Raw genomic sequence first — 17691 nt, 5'->3', positions numbered from 1 at the left:
CCTCAAAAGCCGCAATCAACGCTTGATTATTGAACGCATAATCATCAAAGCAACTTTAATATTAGATACACCAGCTTGCTTGGGAAGTGGTGATGCTGATGGCAATACTGATTTAGTAATTTTACGAGATAGTATAGAAGATAAAGCATTGCTCATGGGTTCATCAATCTCTGGAGCATTAAGAAACTATTTACGAGAATTTGAAAATGGTTACAATGCAACTGAAACATCGTTACTATTTGGTGGTAATCGCAGTGATAAAGATGGCGAACAAAGTCCACTAATTATCAATGATGCACTTAGCAGCGAATTAATCAAAGCTGAATTAAGAGATGGAGTTAAAATTTGTAGTCTCACAGGAACAGCCGCAAATAAAGCTAAATATGATTTAGAGCTATTAGAAGCTGGTACTATATTTGAACTTGACTTTGAATTATTAATTGCAGAACAAGACAATCGAGAGCAATTAATTAGAGAATTATTAATTATCCTTCAAGGATTAGAAAACGGGGAAATTTCTGTGGGAATGAAAAAACGACGCGGATTTGGTCGCTGTCATGTGAAAAAATGGCAAGTATGGCGATTTGATTTGCAAAAAATCGACGATTTCATAGAATGGTTGAATTTTCCACATTGGACAACAGACTTACTCCCAAGTCATAACAGTTATCCAACAATAGTAGAAGCATTTCAAAAAGCAGAAATTAAGATAAAAACAGACTGGAAAGATAATAGAAATCGTTTCATAATCGAAGCTATATTTACCCTTGCGAGTCCCTTATTAATTCGTTCTAGTCAAGCTGATACTGAAAAAACACCGGACGACGTACACCTCAAATCTCGACGCAATGGCGAACTCAAATCTATTTTATCTGGGACAAGTTTAGCTGGTGTATTGCGTCACCGAGCCGAACGCATTGTAAATACGCTAGCTGAAAATACCCAGATAATTGATCAGCTATTCGGTTTTGTGAAAGATAAAAAAGATACTCTTGATTCAACTTATGATGATGACAAGAGAAAAGCGCAAGCTAGTCGCTTAATAGTCGATGAAAGCATCATTAAGGAAACCAACGATTTAGTCCAAACCCGCATTGCTATTGATAGATTTACAGGTGGTGCATTACACGGAGCATTATTTCAAGAACAACCAATTTTTGCTAGTGATAAAACAGAAATAGAGTTAAAAATCGAATTGCGTCAACCAAAAAATTCTGAAATTGGATTACTGCTTTTATTACTGAAGGACTTATGGACTGGTGATTTACCTGTAGGTAGTACAAGCAGTATTGGACGTGGAAGATTACAAGGTAAGGAAGCGACTATTACTTGGAAGAATGAAAATAATCCAAAGAAGTGGAAAATAAAACTTAAGGATAACAAACTACAAATTGAAGATATTCTTAATAAAAAGTCTTCTCTCAAAAAAGTACAAGAAGAATTAAATAACTTAGTAACTGAATTTATAAATCAGGTAAAACAGGATGAGTAAACCCGATTGTAAAGTACTTGATGATATTCAAATAATCTCTGACACTGTTAACTTACGTAAATGGCTACAAGACAAAGTTCAGTCTTCAAAATCTCACTTTAAATATCTCTTAGCTCATGCAGAAGATGGTGTGATTTGGGGATATTTTGACTCCAAAGGAAATTTAATTACAGCAACTGAGCCAGAAGAACTATTTTCTAAATATAAGTTTTCAGTGTTTAGATATGAAACATTACAGCAATGTCGAGTTTTTGGTGACAGCGAGGAAATCATGTTTTGGCGAACTGAAGATGGTTTTAAAGCTATTCTTATTAAAGATAATCAAGATACAGAATTTATTCCTGAACAGCATATCCTTTGGGGAACGCAAGCAGAACAAGTTAGGGATAAATTTACTTTAGTCTCAGATGGTTCCCAAGGTTTACGTCATGCTGTACCCTTACCAAACATTGAGTTTAATAAAACTGAAAAATTATATCGTCCCCTATATCTTGTTGTTCGTAACTATATTGATTATGACCAAAAAACAGGTTTAGCTCGGATTTATCTCAGTCGGCTCGTGTCACTTAAGTCAAGAAAGGTTATCGATGAAAAAACACATTCGTAAAGTTCCGAATAATAAGAAAGCGATCGCACCTTATAATTTTGTCGAACTACCTGATAAAATAGTTTCAGCAGAATTAGAAAGCAATGGTAAGCTGCGCGACAATAACCGCTATTATTCAGATAGATATACAGGCAAAATTGAATGCACATTAACAACTTCTTCTCCTCTCTACATTCGCTGTGGGTTAACTAAAGAAGAATTTGAATGTGGTACAGAAGCAAAAGATTTACCAGATTTTTATTACATTGACAAAATTACTAAAAAACCCGTACTTCCTGGTAGTAGCTTGCGAGGGATGCTGCGGACTTTAGTTGAAATTATTAGTTTCAGCAAGATATCCCCAGTATCTGACTATCAGCGATTATTTTTTCGTGCTGTTGCCACTTTACCCAGAGAAGATTCCCTTGCTACAGCATACCGAGAGTTTATACCAAGTAAAGTAAAAGCTGGTTATCTCAAACAAGATGGAGATACTTTGAAAATTCATGCAGCAAAGAAAATTAGAGTCAACAATACCTCAACATCATTTGCTTGGGTAAAGGAAGAAGATTTATCGTCTGATGATTTTCCCGAATTAAAGAAATTTGATGATGCAGATTATTTATCCCAAGATATACCAATTAGTTTTCATTCAATTACTAAAGCAAAGGGACGATATATAGTAGAAGATGTCACAATTCCCAAAAAATACCCGCTCAATCAAGGAAGATTAGTCACTAGCGGAAACATGAAGGAAACTTCTGACTCCGATAGTGAAAGCATACGTACTTATCACTGCGTTGTATTTGCTCCCAGTCCTAACCCTAATAAAACATATACAATTGACCCAGAGGCAATTAATAATTACTTGAATGCTTTAACTGACTTCCAAAAACAACCTCCCTTTGACGAAAAATTAGGGATGTTGCAAGAAAATCGTCCTGTATTTTATTGTCAACCTACACAAGGAAATATAGTTACATTATTTGGTCATAGTCCTAATTTTAGAATTCCCTACTCTCCCAATGATGATGGTAAAGCTGCTACAGTCGTAGATTTTATTCCAGAAAATTTACGAGATGATTCCATAATTGATATTGCTGAGGCGATTTTTGGTTTTGTGAGACGCGATAAGTCTGAAGAGAAAGAACAAAGTCGTGCTGGTAGAATTTTTGTGAGTGATGCAATTTGTCTGAGTTCCGCAAATGACATATTTATGACTCAAGATGTGATTACTCCTAAAATTCTTGCAAGTCCCAAGCCAACTACACATCAACATTACTTAGTGCAACCAGAAGAAACTAATGCTGAGAAATCAAAACTCAAGCATTATGCTAGTCAACCCACTGAAGAAACTGTAATTCGCGGACATAAACTGTATTGGCATAAAGGAAGTAATCCTGATATTCAACATCCTAAACCCAATGAAGTTAAAAATACTCAAACAACTCAGATTCAACCAATTAAATCAGGTGTTAAATTTCAATTTACTATCCAATTTGAAAATTTAAGTAGAGTTGAAATTGGTGCATTAATGTGGATTATTAATATTGCTCAAAATAATGATTACCGTCTCTCGTTAGGGATGGGTAAACCTTTGGGTATGGGAGCAGTAAAAATAGAAAATAACTTATATATAAGCAAACGGCAAGCACGATACACCCAGTTATTTAATAATAACAGTTGGGCAACAGCAGAAAGTCTAGATGATAACCGAGATTATCAGCTGTTTTTTGAAAATTATATCCTTCAGGAGCTTAAGCAAACAGGGAGGTTTAATGATATACCCAGGATTCAAATGCTTTTAACAATGCTGAGTTGGCAAAGTCCACCATTATCAAAAACTCGATATATGGAAATTGAACGAGAGCAAAATCCATTAGATGGCGAACCCAATGAATACAAAAATCGGCGTGTCTTACCAACTCCTTTAGACGTAATAAGTTAATGTACGTTCAAATTGCGTCCTATGTTGCAGTGCCAGTTTCCCATAATTTCATCTCCTAACGACAATTAATACCAATTCGTAATTCGTAATTCGTAATTAAGAAAGCTAGACTGAATCTAGGTTTGGGGGTTTGAATGTGTTGCCTCATTTTAGAGAATTGGTATAAAACCGATTTTTTATAGAGTGTTAGTTGCTCCCGCCTACTTTCATTTGTCGAGTCCGCAAATCGAGTACCACATTTCCACTCACTCAGACAACCGCCAAATCTTAATAGTGTTGTCTTCACTACCGCTAACAAGGGTTTTGCCATCAGGACTGAAGGTGACAGATGTGACGGTGTTAGTGTGTCCCGCCAATGTGAGAATTTCTTCTCCTGTAGCTGTATTCCACAGTTTGATAGTGCGATCGCGGCTACCACTAGCAACAATTTTACTATCGGCACTGAAGGCTACGGATGTGACAGTGTTGTCATGTCCCGTTAGGGTGCGAAGTTCTCTTCCCGTAGCTAAATTCCAAAGTTTGATGGTGCGATCGCGGCCAGCACTAGCTAAAGTTTTACCATTTGGGCTAATAGCCACAGTTGTCACTGTTTGAGAATTTCCTTCTAGGGTGCGGATTGGGTATCCCTTTGCTAGATTCCAGATTTTGATCGTCTTATCAAAACTGCCACTGGCCAGAATCACACCATCGGGACTGATAGCCACTGAACGCACCCAGAATGTATGCCCTGCTAGTGTCCGAATTTGCTCTCCTGTTGCCAAATCCCAGATTTTAATGGTGTTGTCATCACTACCAGTAACTAGAGTCTCACTATCAGCACTGATGGCTAGGGCATGAACTGAGTCAGAATGCCCCATAAGAGTGCGAATTTGTTTTCGCGTTGCCAGATTCCAGATTTTAATGGTGTTATCATCACTGGCACTAACCAGAAGTTTGCCATCTGGACTAATTACTACAACATTCACCTGCTGAAAATGCCCGTTGAGTGAAGAGATTAGTTTTCCAGTTGCGAGATTCCAAAGTTTGATTGTGCGATCGCTGCCACTACTGGCTATGGTTTTGCCATCGGGGCTGATGGCGACAGATAAAACTGAGTTTTCGTGTCCTTGGAGGGTGTTAGTTAAGGAAACCTTACCCAAGCTAATCTGACTCAAAATTGCGTCATTTTTACCAGGACTATTGTGCTGAATCAACCTAGAGACCAAACTGGTTTGAATCCGGCGAAAATTTTTATACCAAGATTCGCTGAATCCAAACAACAGAATGAAAGCACTGACTAAGATTAAAATTCTCAGTAAGGGATAACTTTTTGGTAAAGCTGGTGCTTTAGTTGGTGGTAATTTCCCAGATGATTTACCCGCAGGTGGCAGGGCGAGGAGTTGTTTTGGAGTCAAGTCTCTAAGGACTTCTTCGGCTGACTGATAACGTTCATGGATATCTTTTTTCAAAAGCTTGTCGATGACAAAATCCAACTCAGGATTTAGCGGACTCCGCAAATATTCCCGCCAATTACTTACCCAGGCGTAACCAGATTCCATCCACAACTGAAACGGAGAATTTCCCGTTAGCAGATGAAAGCAGGTAGCCCCCACACCGAACAAGTCGCTGGCAGGGAAAGCTTTCCCATCTCTAATTTGTTCTAGGGGAGAATAACCATGCGAACCTATGGATGTACCAGATTTCTGTTGAACTTTGGCGGTAAATTGCTTTGAGGAACCAAAATCAATCAGGCTTAATCGTCCATCATTTTTATTGCGGATAATATTTTCTGGCTTGATATCCCGATGAATAACTTTGCGATCGTGGATGAATTTTAGGATGGGCAGTAAATCTAGCAAAATAGATTGAATATCTCTAGCGTTATAAGCCTTGCGCTGTTGCAACTCCTTTAATAAATTTTCCCCATTGATAAACTGCTGCACCAAATATAGGCAGCCGTCTTGCTCAAAGTAAGCTATCAAAGTTGGAATTTGGGGATGTTCCCCAAGGTCTTGTAGTCGCTGCGCTTCCTCTGCAAACAACTCCATCGCCTTTTTTTGCGACCAAGTTCCTTGAAATTTTGGAGCTAATTGCTTGATAACACAGCGATCATTGAGTTTATCTACGTCTTCTGACAGATAGGTTCTGCCAAATCCCCCCTCATCTGAAAGGACTCGGATGACACGAAAGCGATTTCTTAAAAGTGACACCAGCGGGGTGCTACAACTTTGGCAAAACTTCTTTCCATTGGGATTCAGGGGATTTGAGCAATCGGGATTTAAGCAGCAGATCATGATCTGACAGGCGCGACTGCATGACAACTTAGGCTAAGTTTGCCCCTAACTTTCCCTTAAGATAATTGACTCTCGCTTACTTGTGGTAGATAAACCCTGTTCTGGGGATTGGGGAATTACTTATATAGTTAGCTTTTGTAAATAGTAGTCAGTCTTCCTCATCTGTGGAAAACTACGAGAGCCATAAGATTAATTATTCTATCGATTATATAATAATCTGAATAAAAAAAGTTTTTTGAACTTTTAAACATAGTAATTTTGCTTGTATCTTGGCAAGCGATAATTAACTAAGTATTGAAGATAAACCCTGATTAATTAATGATTACTGACTATCAAATATAGTTAAAATGCTTACTAAATTTGTTTTGGCTATTTTAAATTGCCCATAATTAATTATTCATTTGATACTTTAGCTAAAAAAAAGCTGCAATTTACAGCAGATTTAAAGTTGGTGAGGTACATAACGATTCGTCTGTTACTCAAGGATAAAGCGTGTTTTACTCCTGAATTCTGAATTTTGAATTCTACTGTATGTGCTATCTTGTTTCCTTGAATCTTGCTCTCCATTTCCGAATGGCACTAGCAGTTCTGGCTACAGGTGGCATGTATACATCATAATTTTCGTGCTGTGTAATTTCATGCTGTGTAATTTTGTGTTGTGTAATTTCGTGTTGTGTAATACTTTTATTATTTAATTTTTGGGTAGTTAGACAGTTAGCTAAAGTAGGTGAATAACTTTCACTACTTAAAGCTTTTATCACTTCATCGGCAGTCTTAAACCGCTCCTCTAAGGTGATTTTCACCATTTTTCCTAAAATCTGAGCGAAACTGTTGCTGATATTTACCTGTTTTTGCCAAGATATTTCACCAGTTTTTGGGTCGTAGTCCAATTCTAAAGGACTTTTAGCAGTCAACATATAAATACAAGTTACACCCAGTGCATAAACATCACTGGCATAAACTGGACGTAGAGAAAACTGTTCTGGTGGTGCAAATCCCTTAGTCCCGATAAAGTTGGTCTTTGCAGCTTGATTGATTGAGTTTTCACAAGCATCAACTAATTTCTCTTTCACCGCACCAAAATCAATCAGCACTATGCGCCCATCATATTCACACCGTAATAGATTTTGGGGCTTAATATCTCGATGAATCACATGATGTTTATGAAGATACTGTAATACAGGTAATAATTCCTGTAAAAACTGCTTAACTGAGGCTTCACTTTTGGGCCCAGTTTGCCGCACTTCTCGCGCCAAAGTCAAACCCGGCACATATTCTTGAATTAAAAAGAACTGCCCATTCGCCTGAAAGTAGTCTAATAGCATGGGAATTTGCGAATGACTACCGAGTTGTCCCAAAGTTCTTGCTTCTTTTTCAAAGCGCATACATGCCTTTTGCCAACTTTGGGGAGTAGTTACTTTTGGACAAAGTTGTTTAATGACACACAAAGGATTCCCAGGTAATACGGCATTTTTGGCTAAAAATGTCACACCAAAACCACCTTTACCTAAAATTTGCAGTATTTCATAGCGATCGCGAAATAGCCGTTTAGAACCACACATCTGACTCAACTGAGTTTGTTGTGAAATGCTCTCTTGAGAATTCGTTGTTTTTTGAGAAAAACGATTCGGATTCATTAGTATAAAATATCTACTCTTAAATGAATGTCTTTAATTCTATGACAATTCTTTATTGACAACAGTAAGATTACTGAATCTTTGCCAAATCCTCATTACTCTTCAAAAAGTAAAAATAAATTTTTGTAGAACTAGTACAGCACGGCGGAAATAAGCAGACCATTGAAAAGCCCTAAAGAGCTTATTCCATAATACTTTTGACTTTTGATTTTTGACTTCCGCCTTGCGGTACTAGCCCTTTCACGGATGTGTGACGAGCTAATTTGTAGTTTAGTAGAGGTGAAAGTCTGTTGCGTAGGTACTTGTACCCATTTTGTATGAAGACGCACATAATAAAACCCCTCTGGTTTAGCAAAAGGGGGACGGCGTAGCCGGGGGTAAAAATATATAGTTAGTTTCACACTTTAGTACATTTATAGGGATGCAAGTCCTTGCATCCTGACGATGGGATGTTTTTTAACTATAAGTACCTAAGCTGGTGGAGTTTGTGAAGAGAAAATATCAGTGAGATTCTCCTCAACCAGCAAATCTGGTGTTTGCATAATAAATGGCAGTTCGGCTCCTACAAGGCCTCTTTTGACGCGTTCTAAAGTCTCACTAAAAACGATAAACAGAGGATATATAGTATTAGCTCCTTCACTCAAAATATGACTGTGACGCAGAGGCATCAACCACTCATAATCATTGTCTAGATAAACTTGGGTTTGTCGCCAACGTCCTAACAAATCAGAAAAGTCTTCGTGAGCGCGATGAATAAAGACTAAAATTTCTACTCCAGTTTTGATTTTCCACTCCGGATCGCACATCAAAATTGCCACATCACAGGATAAGCAAATCGTTTGTGGGGCTGTTGTAGCAGTATTGCGAAGCCGGACAATTGGCAAAGGTATAGTGATGATACTTTCATCTGGACGGCGCAGACTGGGAATCATCTCCAAGTATGGCCGATATTGCTTTAGTAAGGCGATCGCAGCTAGATGATTGCTGTACTCTGCTAAACTCGCTTCGTACTGAGATTTTTGCACAGTCATAGTTTATTAAATAGTCAGGATTAGAGACGCGATTAATCGCGTCTGTACAGGAGTTAAGAATAAAATTAATCAGTTAGGAGTTAAAAGTTAGGAATAAAAATTTTTATTCCTAACTCATAACTTATAACTATTAACTATTAATCCTTTATCCCAGCTTTTCAAATACCGCAAACATAGGCAGATACATCGCTAGCAAAATGGTTCCAACCATTCCCCCTAGAACTACAATCATCACCGGTTCCAAAATACTAGTCATTGCTTTTACTGCTTGTTCGACTTCATCTTCATAGAAATCGGCAACTTTCATCAACATTCCATCTAATTCTCCAGTTTCTTCTCCGATACTAATCATCTGAATTGCCATAGCCGGAAAAACAGCATCTTTTTGTAAAGCAATGCTAATCATACCTCCTTGTTGAATCTCTATGCGGGCTGCATCTATGGCATTAGCAATTACTTGGTTTCCTGATGTATCTCGGACAATTTCTAAGCAAGTTAAAATTGGTACACCTGAACGAGTCAAAGAACCAAAAGTCCGGCTAAAGCGGGCAACTGAAGATTTTTGAATTAAGTCACCAAACAATGGCATTTTGAGGGAAAGACGATCGATAGTGATGCGACCAACAGGAGTTTTAGAGTATTGTGTAAAGGCAAATTTCAGTCCGATAAGAGCAGCAAGAAGAACTAAAGCACCCGGACTTCTCAAAAATTTACTAGCATCCATCAAGAATTGCGTTAAAGCTGGTAATGTGATTCCAAGTTGTACAAAAATAGTGGCAAAAATGGGAATAAGAAAAATAGTCATGCCCAGAAAAATAGCAACTGCGATAAAACCCACAACCGTTGGATAAGACAGTGCTGATTTAATTTGGTTTTGTAAACGGGCAACATCTTCTAACAACTTGGCTAAACGATTCAATACTTCGTCTAGAACACCACCAACTTCGCCAGCTTGAATCATGCTCACATATAATCCATCAAAACAGTCAGGATGCTTCCGCATTGCCTCTGATAGATTCATTCCGCTTTGAACATCGGTACTAATTTCCACAAGGGCTTGTTTCAGTTTAGTATTACTACATTGTTCAGAAAGTACCCCCAGACTTCTAACGATCGCAACTCCCGCATTCATCAAAACGGCAAATTGACGCGAAAAAACGGCTTTGTCTTTCACAGAAACCTTAACTAAGGAATTCTGAAAGTTTTTGAAGGCAACATCTGGCTGAAATCCTTGAGATTGCTTGAGTTCTTGAATTACAAAACCTTGATCTCTAAGATTAGTACGAGCTTGTACCAAGGATTCAGCAACAATTTTTTCTGTTCGGGATTTTCCTTGGGAATCGCGAACACGGGCAACGAAGTTTGGCATAAATAAATTCAAAATTCACGCATTCAAAATACTCAAGGGGATGAAATATTTTTCATCTCCCCTATCCTCAATTCTTTTAATGTGCTTTGGCAGCTACACCGGGTTTAGCACCTGCGGCAGCTTGCGGTGTAGAATTACCAATGAGACGTTGAATTTCATCTGGCTTAGAAGTCTTAGACATTGCCGCTTCAAAGGAAATTGTTCCGGCTTTGTAAAAATCGGCTAAAACCTTCTCTAGAGTTTGCATTCCCAGTTTGCCGCCAGTTTGAATCGCTGAGTAAATTTGAGATGTTTTGCCTTCTCGAATCAAGTTGGAAATAGCAGGAGTGACAATCAGAATTTCTTGAGCCATCACCCGACCATATTCACCGGGTTTAGGGTTTTTCTTGGATACCAAGGTTTGGCTAAATACCCCTACCAATGAGTTAGACAATTGCACCCGCACTTGAGTTTGTCTTTCATGGGGGAAAACGTCAATAATCCGGTCAACAGTTTGGGCGGCGGAACTGGTGTGTAGCGTACCAAATACCAAGTGTCCTGTTTCCGCAGCAGAAATCGCCAAAGAAATCGTTTCCAAATCGCGCATTTCCCCCACCAGAATAATATCTGGATCTTCCCGCAGGGCTGCTTTCAAAGCATTAGCAAAGCTTTTAGTATCTTCTCCTAGTTGCCGCTGGTGAACCAAGCTTTTAATTGGTTCATAGACAAATTCAATTGGGTCTTCCACCGTTAAAATATGCTCTGCCTTGGTGCGGTTAATCAAGTCAATCATTGCCGCTAGGGTAGTTGTCTTGCCGGAACCTGTAGGGCCTGTCACCAGAATAAGTCCTCTGGGTTTATCGCACATTTCCCGCACGATATCTGGCAGACCCAATTTTTCAAAGTTAGGAATTTTAGAACTTAATGCTCGTAAGCAAGCAGCATAAGCACCACGCTCTTTATAGACATTGACCCGAAAACGAGCCAAACCCTTAACACCATAAGAACAATCTAATTCCCAGGTCTGCTCTAAGGTTTTACGCTGGGTGTTGTTGAGCATACTAAAAATCAGCCTTTGACATTGATCAGCGGTCAATACATGCTCACCTATGGGAGTAAGTTTGCCACTGATGCGGAAGTAGGGAGGCAAACCTGCGGATAAATGCATATCCGAGCCACCCATTTCAATCAACTGCTCCATCAAATCTTCAATCATCATTTCCATAGTTCTACTTCCTTTTAATGTTTTTCATTTGTCCGTTGTCATTTGTTTAAAGTTACTAAGCATCGACCAATGCCCAATGACTATTAGTTTTAAAAGCGAGGTGTCATACAGTAAGGACAATCCAACCATTCTTGTTTCAATGTGGCATCGCAACTCCGGCAGGTAAGACCTGTCTTGCGTTTGGCTTTTAACTCTGCTTCCAAGCCAGTATCAGTAAACGTCACTCGTTCTACTTCTTCTAGAGTGGTGGAACCTTCACGCACTAAGTCCAAACTATAAGCCAGCAAGGTTTTCATGCCCTCTTCTATTGCCACTTCCTTAATGCGTTCTGTGGGTGCATCTTCGTTGATCAGAGTTTGCAGGTTTTCGGTGACTCGCATGACTTCATAAACACCACAACGCCCTTTGTAGCCGACCCCATTACATTTTGAGCAAAGCTGATTTTTAGCTTTGGCTTCAGTGATCGCATCTAATGTCAAGGTGTTAGCTTTATAAAAGGTGACTCCTACATCAGAGGAAGCTGATAGACCATAACGAGCCAGTTCCTCAGTTGTGGGAGTGTAGGGAATGCGACATTCAGAACATACACGCCGCACCAAACGTTGAGCTAAAACGCCAATTAAGGAACTAGAAACCATGAAAGGCTCAATCCCCATTTCTCCCAAACGAGCGATCGCACCTGGGGCATCATTAGTATGTAAGGTAGTTAATACCAAGTGACCGGTCAAGGCAGCCTCAATTGCGGTTTTTGCCGTTTCCTTGTCCCGCGTTTCACCCACCAGCAGCACATCTGGATCTTGCCGCAAGAAAGCCCGCAGAGCGGTAGCAAAATCTAGCCCTTTTTCCCGAATCACCTGTACTTGAGTAATCCCTGGAAGACTGTACTCAATTGGGTCTTCTACAGTACTGATATTAATTCCGGGATCGTTCTTTTCTGAGAGTGCAGAATACAGCGAGGTTGTTTTCCCAGAACCAGTCGGCCCTGTCACTAAAATTAGCCCAAAGGGACGGCTAACCATATCCTTGACAATATCTAAAGTCTCTGGATCGGTAATTAACTTATTCAATCCCAACTGGGTGGAGGAGTTATCCAAAATTCGCAGTACCACCTTTTCCCCGTAGCGACTGGGTAAGGTATTCACCCGGAAGTCCACCTTACGTCCCTCAAACAGCCGCCGGATACGTCCATCTTGGGGTAGGCGGCGTTCAGCAATGTCTAGATTGGAGATGATTTTAAATCGGGCTGTCACCGCCGGGATGATTTTTTTCGGCATTAGGGGGAAAGCTTCACGCAGTACGCCATCTTTCCGAAAGCGAATGCGTAAGTTTTCTTCTTGCGGTTCAATATGAATGTCAGAAACGCCCTCATGTAAGGCTTTAGCTAGGATTCTATTAACTAGATTGATAACTGGGGCATCCTCTGCGCCCTTCATCGCTGCCCCTAGATCAGCCTCCATTTCTTCAGGAGCATCCGAAATATCGAGATTTCCGAGATTTTCTAAATCTTGACTAATATCTGTAGAGTTTTCTCGTTCTAGATGTTTTTGCCGAACAGCCATTTCATCCAAATATTGGTTGATTAACTGCTGGTAGTCTTCCTGTGTAATCACCATGCGCTGCAACGCCAAGCCTTGGGGGCGCAAGATGCGGTTCAGGTCATCGGAAGCCTCTAGATTATCTGGAGCAACCATCGCCACTAAAACTGAGGGCGGGGTTTGGTCTTCGTGTTTCGACAGTGGTACTAAACGATGGCGACGGCAGATATCCACTGGGATGAGGGTTTCAATCAGGTTCCCCATCATCGTGTTGCCAACGGAATTGACTTCTGGATCGAGGAATTCAACTCCGTATAGTATTTTAAGTTCAAATAGTTGCTGTTTTTTGTATTGCCTGAGCAACTCAGGTGATAGTTGTTGACCAGTGATTGACTCTAATACTTCTGTTAAGGGTCTGCCAGATTTGCGGCTTTCAATTAGTGCCTGCCTCATCTGTTCGGTATTGACATAGCCAGATTGCACTAGCTTGTTGCCGAAGGGCGAAAACTCTGTTCTGGTAGTTAGAGCGGTACTGCGCCGTTGTGCTGACGAGTAAGTCATAAATGAGCAATTGAGTAGGGGAAACCTCTGCTTAAAGTATTCCCCTACTGTGAGATAGAATTCTCATTTCCCAAAAAAGTCCTGAGTCACTCAAACAGTGCTGTTAGCGGATAGCTATGGTTTAGCCCGTGCTGAGTAACGAGTGCTGAGTCAAAAAAGTAATAATCGCAGTGGCTCAATCCCCGCTAACGCTAATAGCACTCCTGAAGTTGCTTTGCTTTGAATTCAAAATGACTCTCTTTAGGTTCGCGCAGCGTGTCGCAGACAAGCCTCTCGTAGAGAAGGCTTTATTCTGCGCTAACAAAATTAAAGATATTTTCACATAAGATGAGGGGCGAGTCGCATTCAGCGCTACTATTGCAAACTACTCGTTCGGGTTCCCGCCTTAGTGGCGTCTGGGCTAACGTGTTCACCATTTGTCACAATAAGAGGACGGTTACATAACTTCCAGGAACTTGTCGGCAATAAAATCAGCCTCAGTTGCAAGTCGTGGATGACGACGGTTGCAAGCTGTAGAGATAAACTGCCATAAATAGAATCTGGAATGAGTAGACAATGATCGATGAAAATAAACAGATAAACAATACAAGCCAGCAATTGGGTGAACCAACAGAGGTAAAGCAAGCAATGAAGAGTGACTCTCCAGCCCACATTAATTTCAATGAATCTGGTAGCGAGGTGACAGAGCAAGTGGCAGCCCAAACAAATATATCAGGCGATACTGCTGTCAATTCAGAAAATAGCGTTGCAGCAACTGAGAAAACTGAAGTAGAAAGGGCAGCTTTGGCAGAACTGACTCAACAAATCGAGTCTGTCAAAATGCAACTGGAAGAGCGTAGTACTCAATATATGCGGATTGCCGCTGATTTTGAGAATTACCGTAAACGCACTAGCAAAGAAAAAGAAGACCTTGAGTTGCAGGTGAAGCGGAATACGATTTTGGAATTGCTGCCAATAGTCGATAATTTTGAGCGGGCGCGATCGCACCTCAAACCGCAATCTGATGCCGAAATGACCATGCACAAAAGTTACCAAGGCGTTTACAAACAATTAGTAGATAGCCTGAAGCGCTTGGGTGTATCACCAATGCGTCCCGAAGGTCAAGAATTCGATCCTAACCTGCACGAAGCAGTAATGCGGGAACCTACGGATGAACATCCTGAAGGAACAGTGTTAGAAGAGTTAGTGCGCGGATATTACTTGGGCGATCGCGTGCTACGCCATGCAATGGTCAAAGTAGCTGCTCCCAAGGAAGATACACCTTTTGCACCAGAAGATCAGTCGAGTTCAGCCAGCAGTTAAGCTGTAGTCGCTCGCCTCGCTGACCTCAAGTGCCTGGGTTATAGCAAGGACGAGCATCGCGTACCTAAAACTTGGACAAGGCTTTGGATAACTCTGTTGTGTTTCAACTTCTTTTTTGCTACCAGCAACAGGGGTTCCACAGACGTTATCCGCTAGCCTTTGTTCTTAGCAAAAAGTTAGTCCGCGACATATTACAGCAGAGAGATTCAGTAAAAATACTGGCAAATATGGGAAAAGTTATTGGGATCGACTTAGGCACTACTAACAGTTGCGTCGCAGTTTTGGAGGGTGGTCAACCACTTGTGATCTCCAATTCTGAAGGGGGACGAACTACTCCAAGTATTGTGGGATTTGGGAAAAGTGGCGATCGCTTGGTTGGTCAATTGGCAAAGCGCCAAGCCGTAACCAATGCTGAGAACACAATTTACAGTATTAAACGATTTATCGGGCGGCGTTGGGAAGATACTGAAGTAGAACGCGATCGCGTCCCCTACAACTGCATCAGAGGTCGAGACGAAACTGTTGATGTCCAAATTCGCTCAAAAAATTACACGCCCCAAGAATTATCCGCGATGATCCTGCAAAAGCTGAAGCAGGATGCGGAAAACTTTTTGGGTGAGGAAGTCACTCAAGCAGTGATCACCGTACCAGCATATTTCACAGATGCCCAAAGACAAGCAACTAAAGATGCTGGCACGATTGCAGGACTAGAAGTTCTGCGAATCATCAATGAACCAACAGCTGCGGCTTTAGCTTTCGGATTAGAAAAGCAAGACCAAGAGCAGCTAATTTTAGTATTTGACTTGGGAGGCGGTACCTTCGACGTATCGATCCTGCAACTTGGGGATGGTGTTTTTGAAGTCAAGGCGACTTGTGGTAACAACCACTTGGGGGGAGACGACTTTGATAATGCGATCGTCCTTTGGATGATGGAACGCTTCCAGCAACAAGAGAAAATCGACCTTTCCCAAGACAAGATGGCATTGCAACGCCTGCGAGAAGCAGCGGAAAAGGCAAAAATTGAACTCTCCAGTATGGTGAATACCTCCATCAACTTGCCCTTTATCACAGCTGATGACACCGGGCCAAAGCATTTGGAGATGGAACTCAGTCGCTCGAAATTTGAAGAACTTGCTGCCAAATTAATTGAAGCGACCATTGAACCAATGATTCAAGCACTCAAAGATGCGGATCTCAAACCACAATCCATAGATCGGATTATTTTGGTAGGTGGTTCTACGCGTATTCCCGCAGTCCAAAACGCGCTAATTAAGTTTTTCAACGGCAAAGCTCCCGATCGCTCCATCAACCCTGACGAAGCCGTAGCATTGGGAGCAGCTATTCAAGCAGGTGTGTTGGGTGGCGAAGTTGATAATCTCCTACTATTGGATGTCACCCCTCTGTCCTTGGGAATTGAAACTTTGGGTGAAGTGTTCACTAAAATCATTGAACGCAACACCACAATTCCTACAAGTCGGTCACAAGTTTTTTCCACAGCCGTTGATGGACAAATCTCGGTGGAAATTCACATCCTCCAAGGTGAACGGGCGATGTCACGAGATAACAAGAGTCTGGGCAAGTTTCTACTCGCAGGAATTCCCCCATCGCCCCGAGGTGTGCCGCAAATTGAAGTATCCTTTGAAATCGATGTCAACGGCATCCTAAAGGTTTCTGCTCAAGACAAAGGTACAGGTAGAGAACAGAGTATCAGGATTACCAATACAGGTGGTTTGAGTAGCAACGAAGTCGAACGGATGCGCCAAGAGGCAGAACTGTTTGCCGAAGAAGATAGAAGACGTAAAGAACTGGTTGAACTCAAAAACCAAGCAGATAATTTGTTGTTCAGTTATGAATCCACCATCAAGGATAATAGCAACTTTATCGGCGACCAGATGAAAACTTTGGCCAGTGAAAAAGTTGCACAACTCCAAGCTGCAATGATTGACTCCAGCATTTCCACAGTGGAATTTAAGCAGCGCTTAGACGACTTTCAACAAACCTTGTTTGCAATTGGTGCTGATGTCTACAATCGAGCTAACAGCCAAACTGATGAGATTGAAAAGGGTTCATCTGGTCACTTTACCCCAGAAGTAGACTCACCAATGAATGGCACGCTAATACCACAATTCAACTTTGATTTTGACGAAGAAAGTACTGCTCAGGCTGATTATGAGGCGATAGATTAGGGGTTGGACATTGGGCATTGGGTATTGGGCATGGGGAAGAACAGGACAAGGGGACAAGGGGAAGGGAAAGACTTGTTGCAAGTTCTAACTTTTGTCACCTTGTCTCCCTCATCTTCCCCACTCCCCACTCTCCTAAGTTGCAAATTTTTATTAAGATATTTTAATATATCTAAATATTTAGATTTAGCGAAGTTTCACAAGACCCCAGCGGTTTGCTAGATTGTAGAAGCAAATTACTTTGCGCTAGGCAATATGCAAGTTCAAAGCCAATTCAAAGCATAAGGGTGGTTTTCCACACCTAATGGTGCGGCTAGCCCCTCTGGTTGATGGGCGAGTTTTCCTCTCGTACGTAGCACAATTGTAAAAGAGACAGCCGACTCGGCAGTGAGAAGTCTGAGCAAAGGCTTACAACCAGCTCCTAACTTCTATAGCTTTTGTCGTCTCCCACGAGGAAAGCATCTGTTGCTCAAGATTTGTCGGTGATTTTTGTAAAAGGTAAAGGGTAAAATCAGTTATTAACAAAAATTAATTTTATCTTCTGCCTGCCCTCCGGCAAGCCGCCCTCTA

General features: G+C 41.0%; 11 protein-coding genes. 5 read left to right on the top strand and 6 right to left on the bottom strand.

Annotation, left to right across the window (positions count from 1 at the left end):
- The first annotated feature begins 22 nt into the window (after positions 1 to 22).
- From ACFE93_RS18605 to ACFE93_RS18595, 3 genes are read left to right on the top strand one after another with little or no spacing between them, the layout of a single operon-like run.
- Positions 23 to 1492: an RAMP superfamily CRISPR-associated protein gene (locus ACFE93_RS18605; protein ID WP_375474998.1), complete on the top strand. Its 1470-nt coding sequence runs from the start codon at positions 23 to 25 to the stop codon at positions 1490 to 1492.
- The gene (gene csx19, locus ACFE93_RS18600) at positions 1485 to 2099 is read left to right on the top strand and encodes a CRISPR-associated protein Csx19 (protein ID WP_375474996.1); all 615 of its coding nucleotides are present in this window, start codon (positions 1485 to 1487) and stop codon (positions 2097 to 2099) included. The genes ACFE93_RS18605 and csx19 overlap by 8 nt, the downstream gene beginning before the upstream one ends.
- Complete coding sequence (locus ACFE93_RS18595; RefSeq protein WP_375474994.1) at positions 2080 to 4026, top strand: TIGR03986 family CRISPR-associated RAMP protein; 1947 nt, start codon at positions 2080 to 2082, stop codon at positions 4024 to 4026. The genes csx19 and ACFE93_RS18595 overlap by 20 nt, the downstream gene beginning before the upstream one ends.
- 245 nt (positions 4027 to 4271) lie before the next feature.
- Here ACFE93_RS18595 and ACFE93_RS18590 read toward each other — a convergent pair whose 3' ends face one another.
- The 6 genes from ACFE93_RS18590 to ACFE93_RS18565 form a co-directional block, all read right to left on the bottom strand.
- Positions 4272 to 6299, bottom strand: a complete 2028-nt coding sequence (locus ACFE93_RS18590; protein WP_375474992.1) for a protein kinase — start codon at positions 6297 to 6299, stop codon at positions 4272 to 4274.
- 536 nt (positions 6300 to 6835) lie between these two features.
- The gene (locus ACFE93_RS18585) at positions 6836 to 7936 is read right to left on the bottom strand and encodes a protein kinase (protein ID WP_375474990.1); all 1101 of its coding nucleotides are present in this window, start codon (positions 7934 to 7936) and stop codon (positions 6836 to 6838) included.
- A gap of 470 nt (positions 7937 to 8406) precedes the next feature.
- On the bottom strand, positions 8407 to 8967 hold the full coding sequence (locus tag ACFE93_RS18580; RefSeq protein ID WP_375474988.1) for a hypothetical protein: 561 nt from the start codon (positions 8965 to 8967) through the stop codon (positions 8407 to 8409).
- Positions 8968 to 9112: 145 nt separating this feature from the next.
- Positions 9113 to 10336, bottom strand: coding sequence for a type II secretion system F family protein (locus tag ACFE93_RS18575; protein WP_375474986.1), 1224 nt, complete (start codon positions 10334 to 10336; stop codon positions 9113 to 9115).
- A 76-nt stretch (positions 10337 to 10412) separates the two neighbouring features.
- Positions 10413 to 11540: a type IV pilus twitching motility protein PilT gene (locus ACFE93_RS18570; RefSeq protein ID WP_292774174.1), complete on the bottom strand. Its 1128-nt coding sequence runs from the start codon at positions 11538 to 11540 to the stop codon at positions 10413 to 10415.
- A gap of 89 nt (positions 11541 to 11629) precedes the next feature.
- Entirely contained in the window at positions 11630 to 13636 is a 2007-nt protein-coding gene (locus tag ACFE93_RS18565; protein ID WP_375474983.1) for a GspE/PulE family protein, read from the bottom strand.
- Between the two features lie 555 nt (positions 13637 to 14191).
- Between ACFE93_RS18565 and grpE the strand changes: the two genes are divergently transcribed.
- Together grpE and dnaK are read left to right on the top strand one after the other, a co-directional pair.
- Complete coding sequence (grpE, locus tag ACFE93_RS18560) at positions 14192 to 14938, top strand: nucleotide exchange factor GrpE (RefSeq protein ID WP_375474981.1); 747 nt, start codon at positions 14192 to 14194, stop codon at positions 14936 to 14938.
- 227 nt (positions 14939 to 15165) lie between these two features.
- Positions 15166 to 17124: a molecular chaperone DnaK gene (gene dnaK, locus ACFE93_RS18555; RefSeq protein ID WP_375475022.1), complete on the top strand. Its 1959-nt coding sequence runs from the start codon at positions 15166 to 15168 to the stop codon at positions 17122 to 17124.
- The last annotated feature ends 567 nt before the right edge of the window (positions 17125 to 17691 follow it).

Origin of the sequence: uncultured Nostoc sp. (assembly GCF_964247315.1) — a bacterium.
Taxonomy (GTDB): Bacteria; Cyanobacteriota; Cyanobacteriia; order Cyanobacteriales; family Nostocaceae; genus Nostoc.
This window is presented reverse-complemented; position numbering and strand designations above follow the sequence as displayed.

Bases quoted from the DNA above. Each gene is read 5' to 3' on its own strand.
- csx19 (WP_375474996.1), top strand. From the start codon at position 1,485: ATGAGTAAACCCGATTGTAAAGTACTTGATGATATTCAAATAATCTCT.
- ACFE93_RS18595 (WP_375474994.1), top strand. From the start codon at position 2,080: ATGAAAAAACACATTCGTAAAGTTCCGAATAATAAGAAAGCGATCGCA.
- ACFE93_RS18590 (WP_375474992.1), bottom strand. From the start codon at position 6,299: ATGATCTGCTGCTTAAATCCCGATTGCTCAAATCCCCTGAATCCCAAT.
- ACFE93_RS18585 (WP_375474990.1), bottom strand. From the start codon at position 7,936: ATGAATCCGAATCGTTTTTCTCAAAAAACAACGAATTCTCAAGAGAGC.
- ACFE93_RS18580 (WP_375474988.1), bottom strand. From the start codon at position 8,967: ATGACTGTGCAAAAATCTCAGTACGAAGCGAGTTTAGCAGAGTACAGC.
- ACFE93_RS18575 (WP_375474986.1), bottom strand. From the start codon at position 10,336: ATGCCAAACTTCGTTGCCCGTGTTCGCGATTCCCAAGGAAAATCCCGA.
- ACFE93_RS18570 (WP_292774174.1), bottom strand. From the start codon at position 11,540: ATGGAAATGATGATTGAAGATTTGATGGAGCAGTTGATTGAAATGGGT.
- ACFE93_RS18565 (WP_375474983.1), bottom strand. From the start codon at position 13,636: ATGACTTACTCGTCAGCACAACGGCGCAGTACCGCTCTAACTACCAGA.
- grpE (WP_375474981.1), top strand. From the start codon at position 14,192: ATGATCGATGAAAATAAACAGATAAACAATACAAGCCAGCAATTGGGT.
- dnaK (WP_375475022.1), top strand. From the start codon at position 15,166: ATGGGAAAAGTTATTGGGATCGACTTAGGCACTACTAACAGTTGCGTC.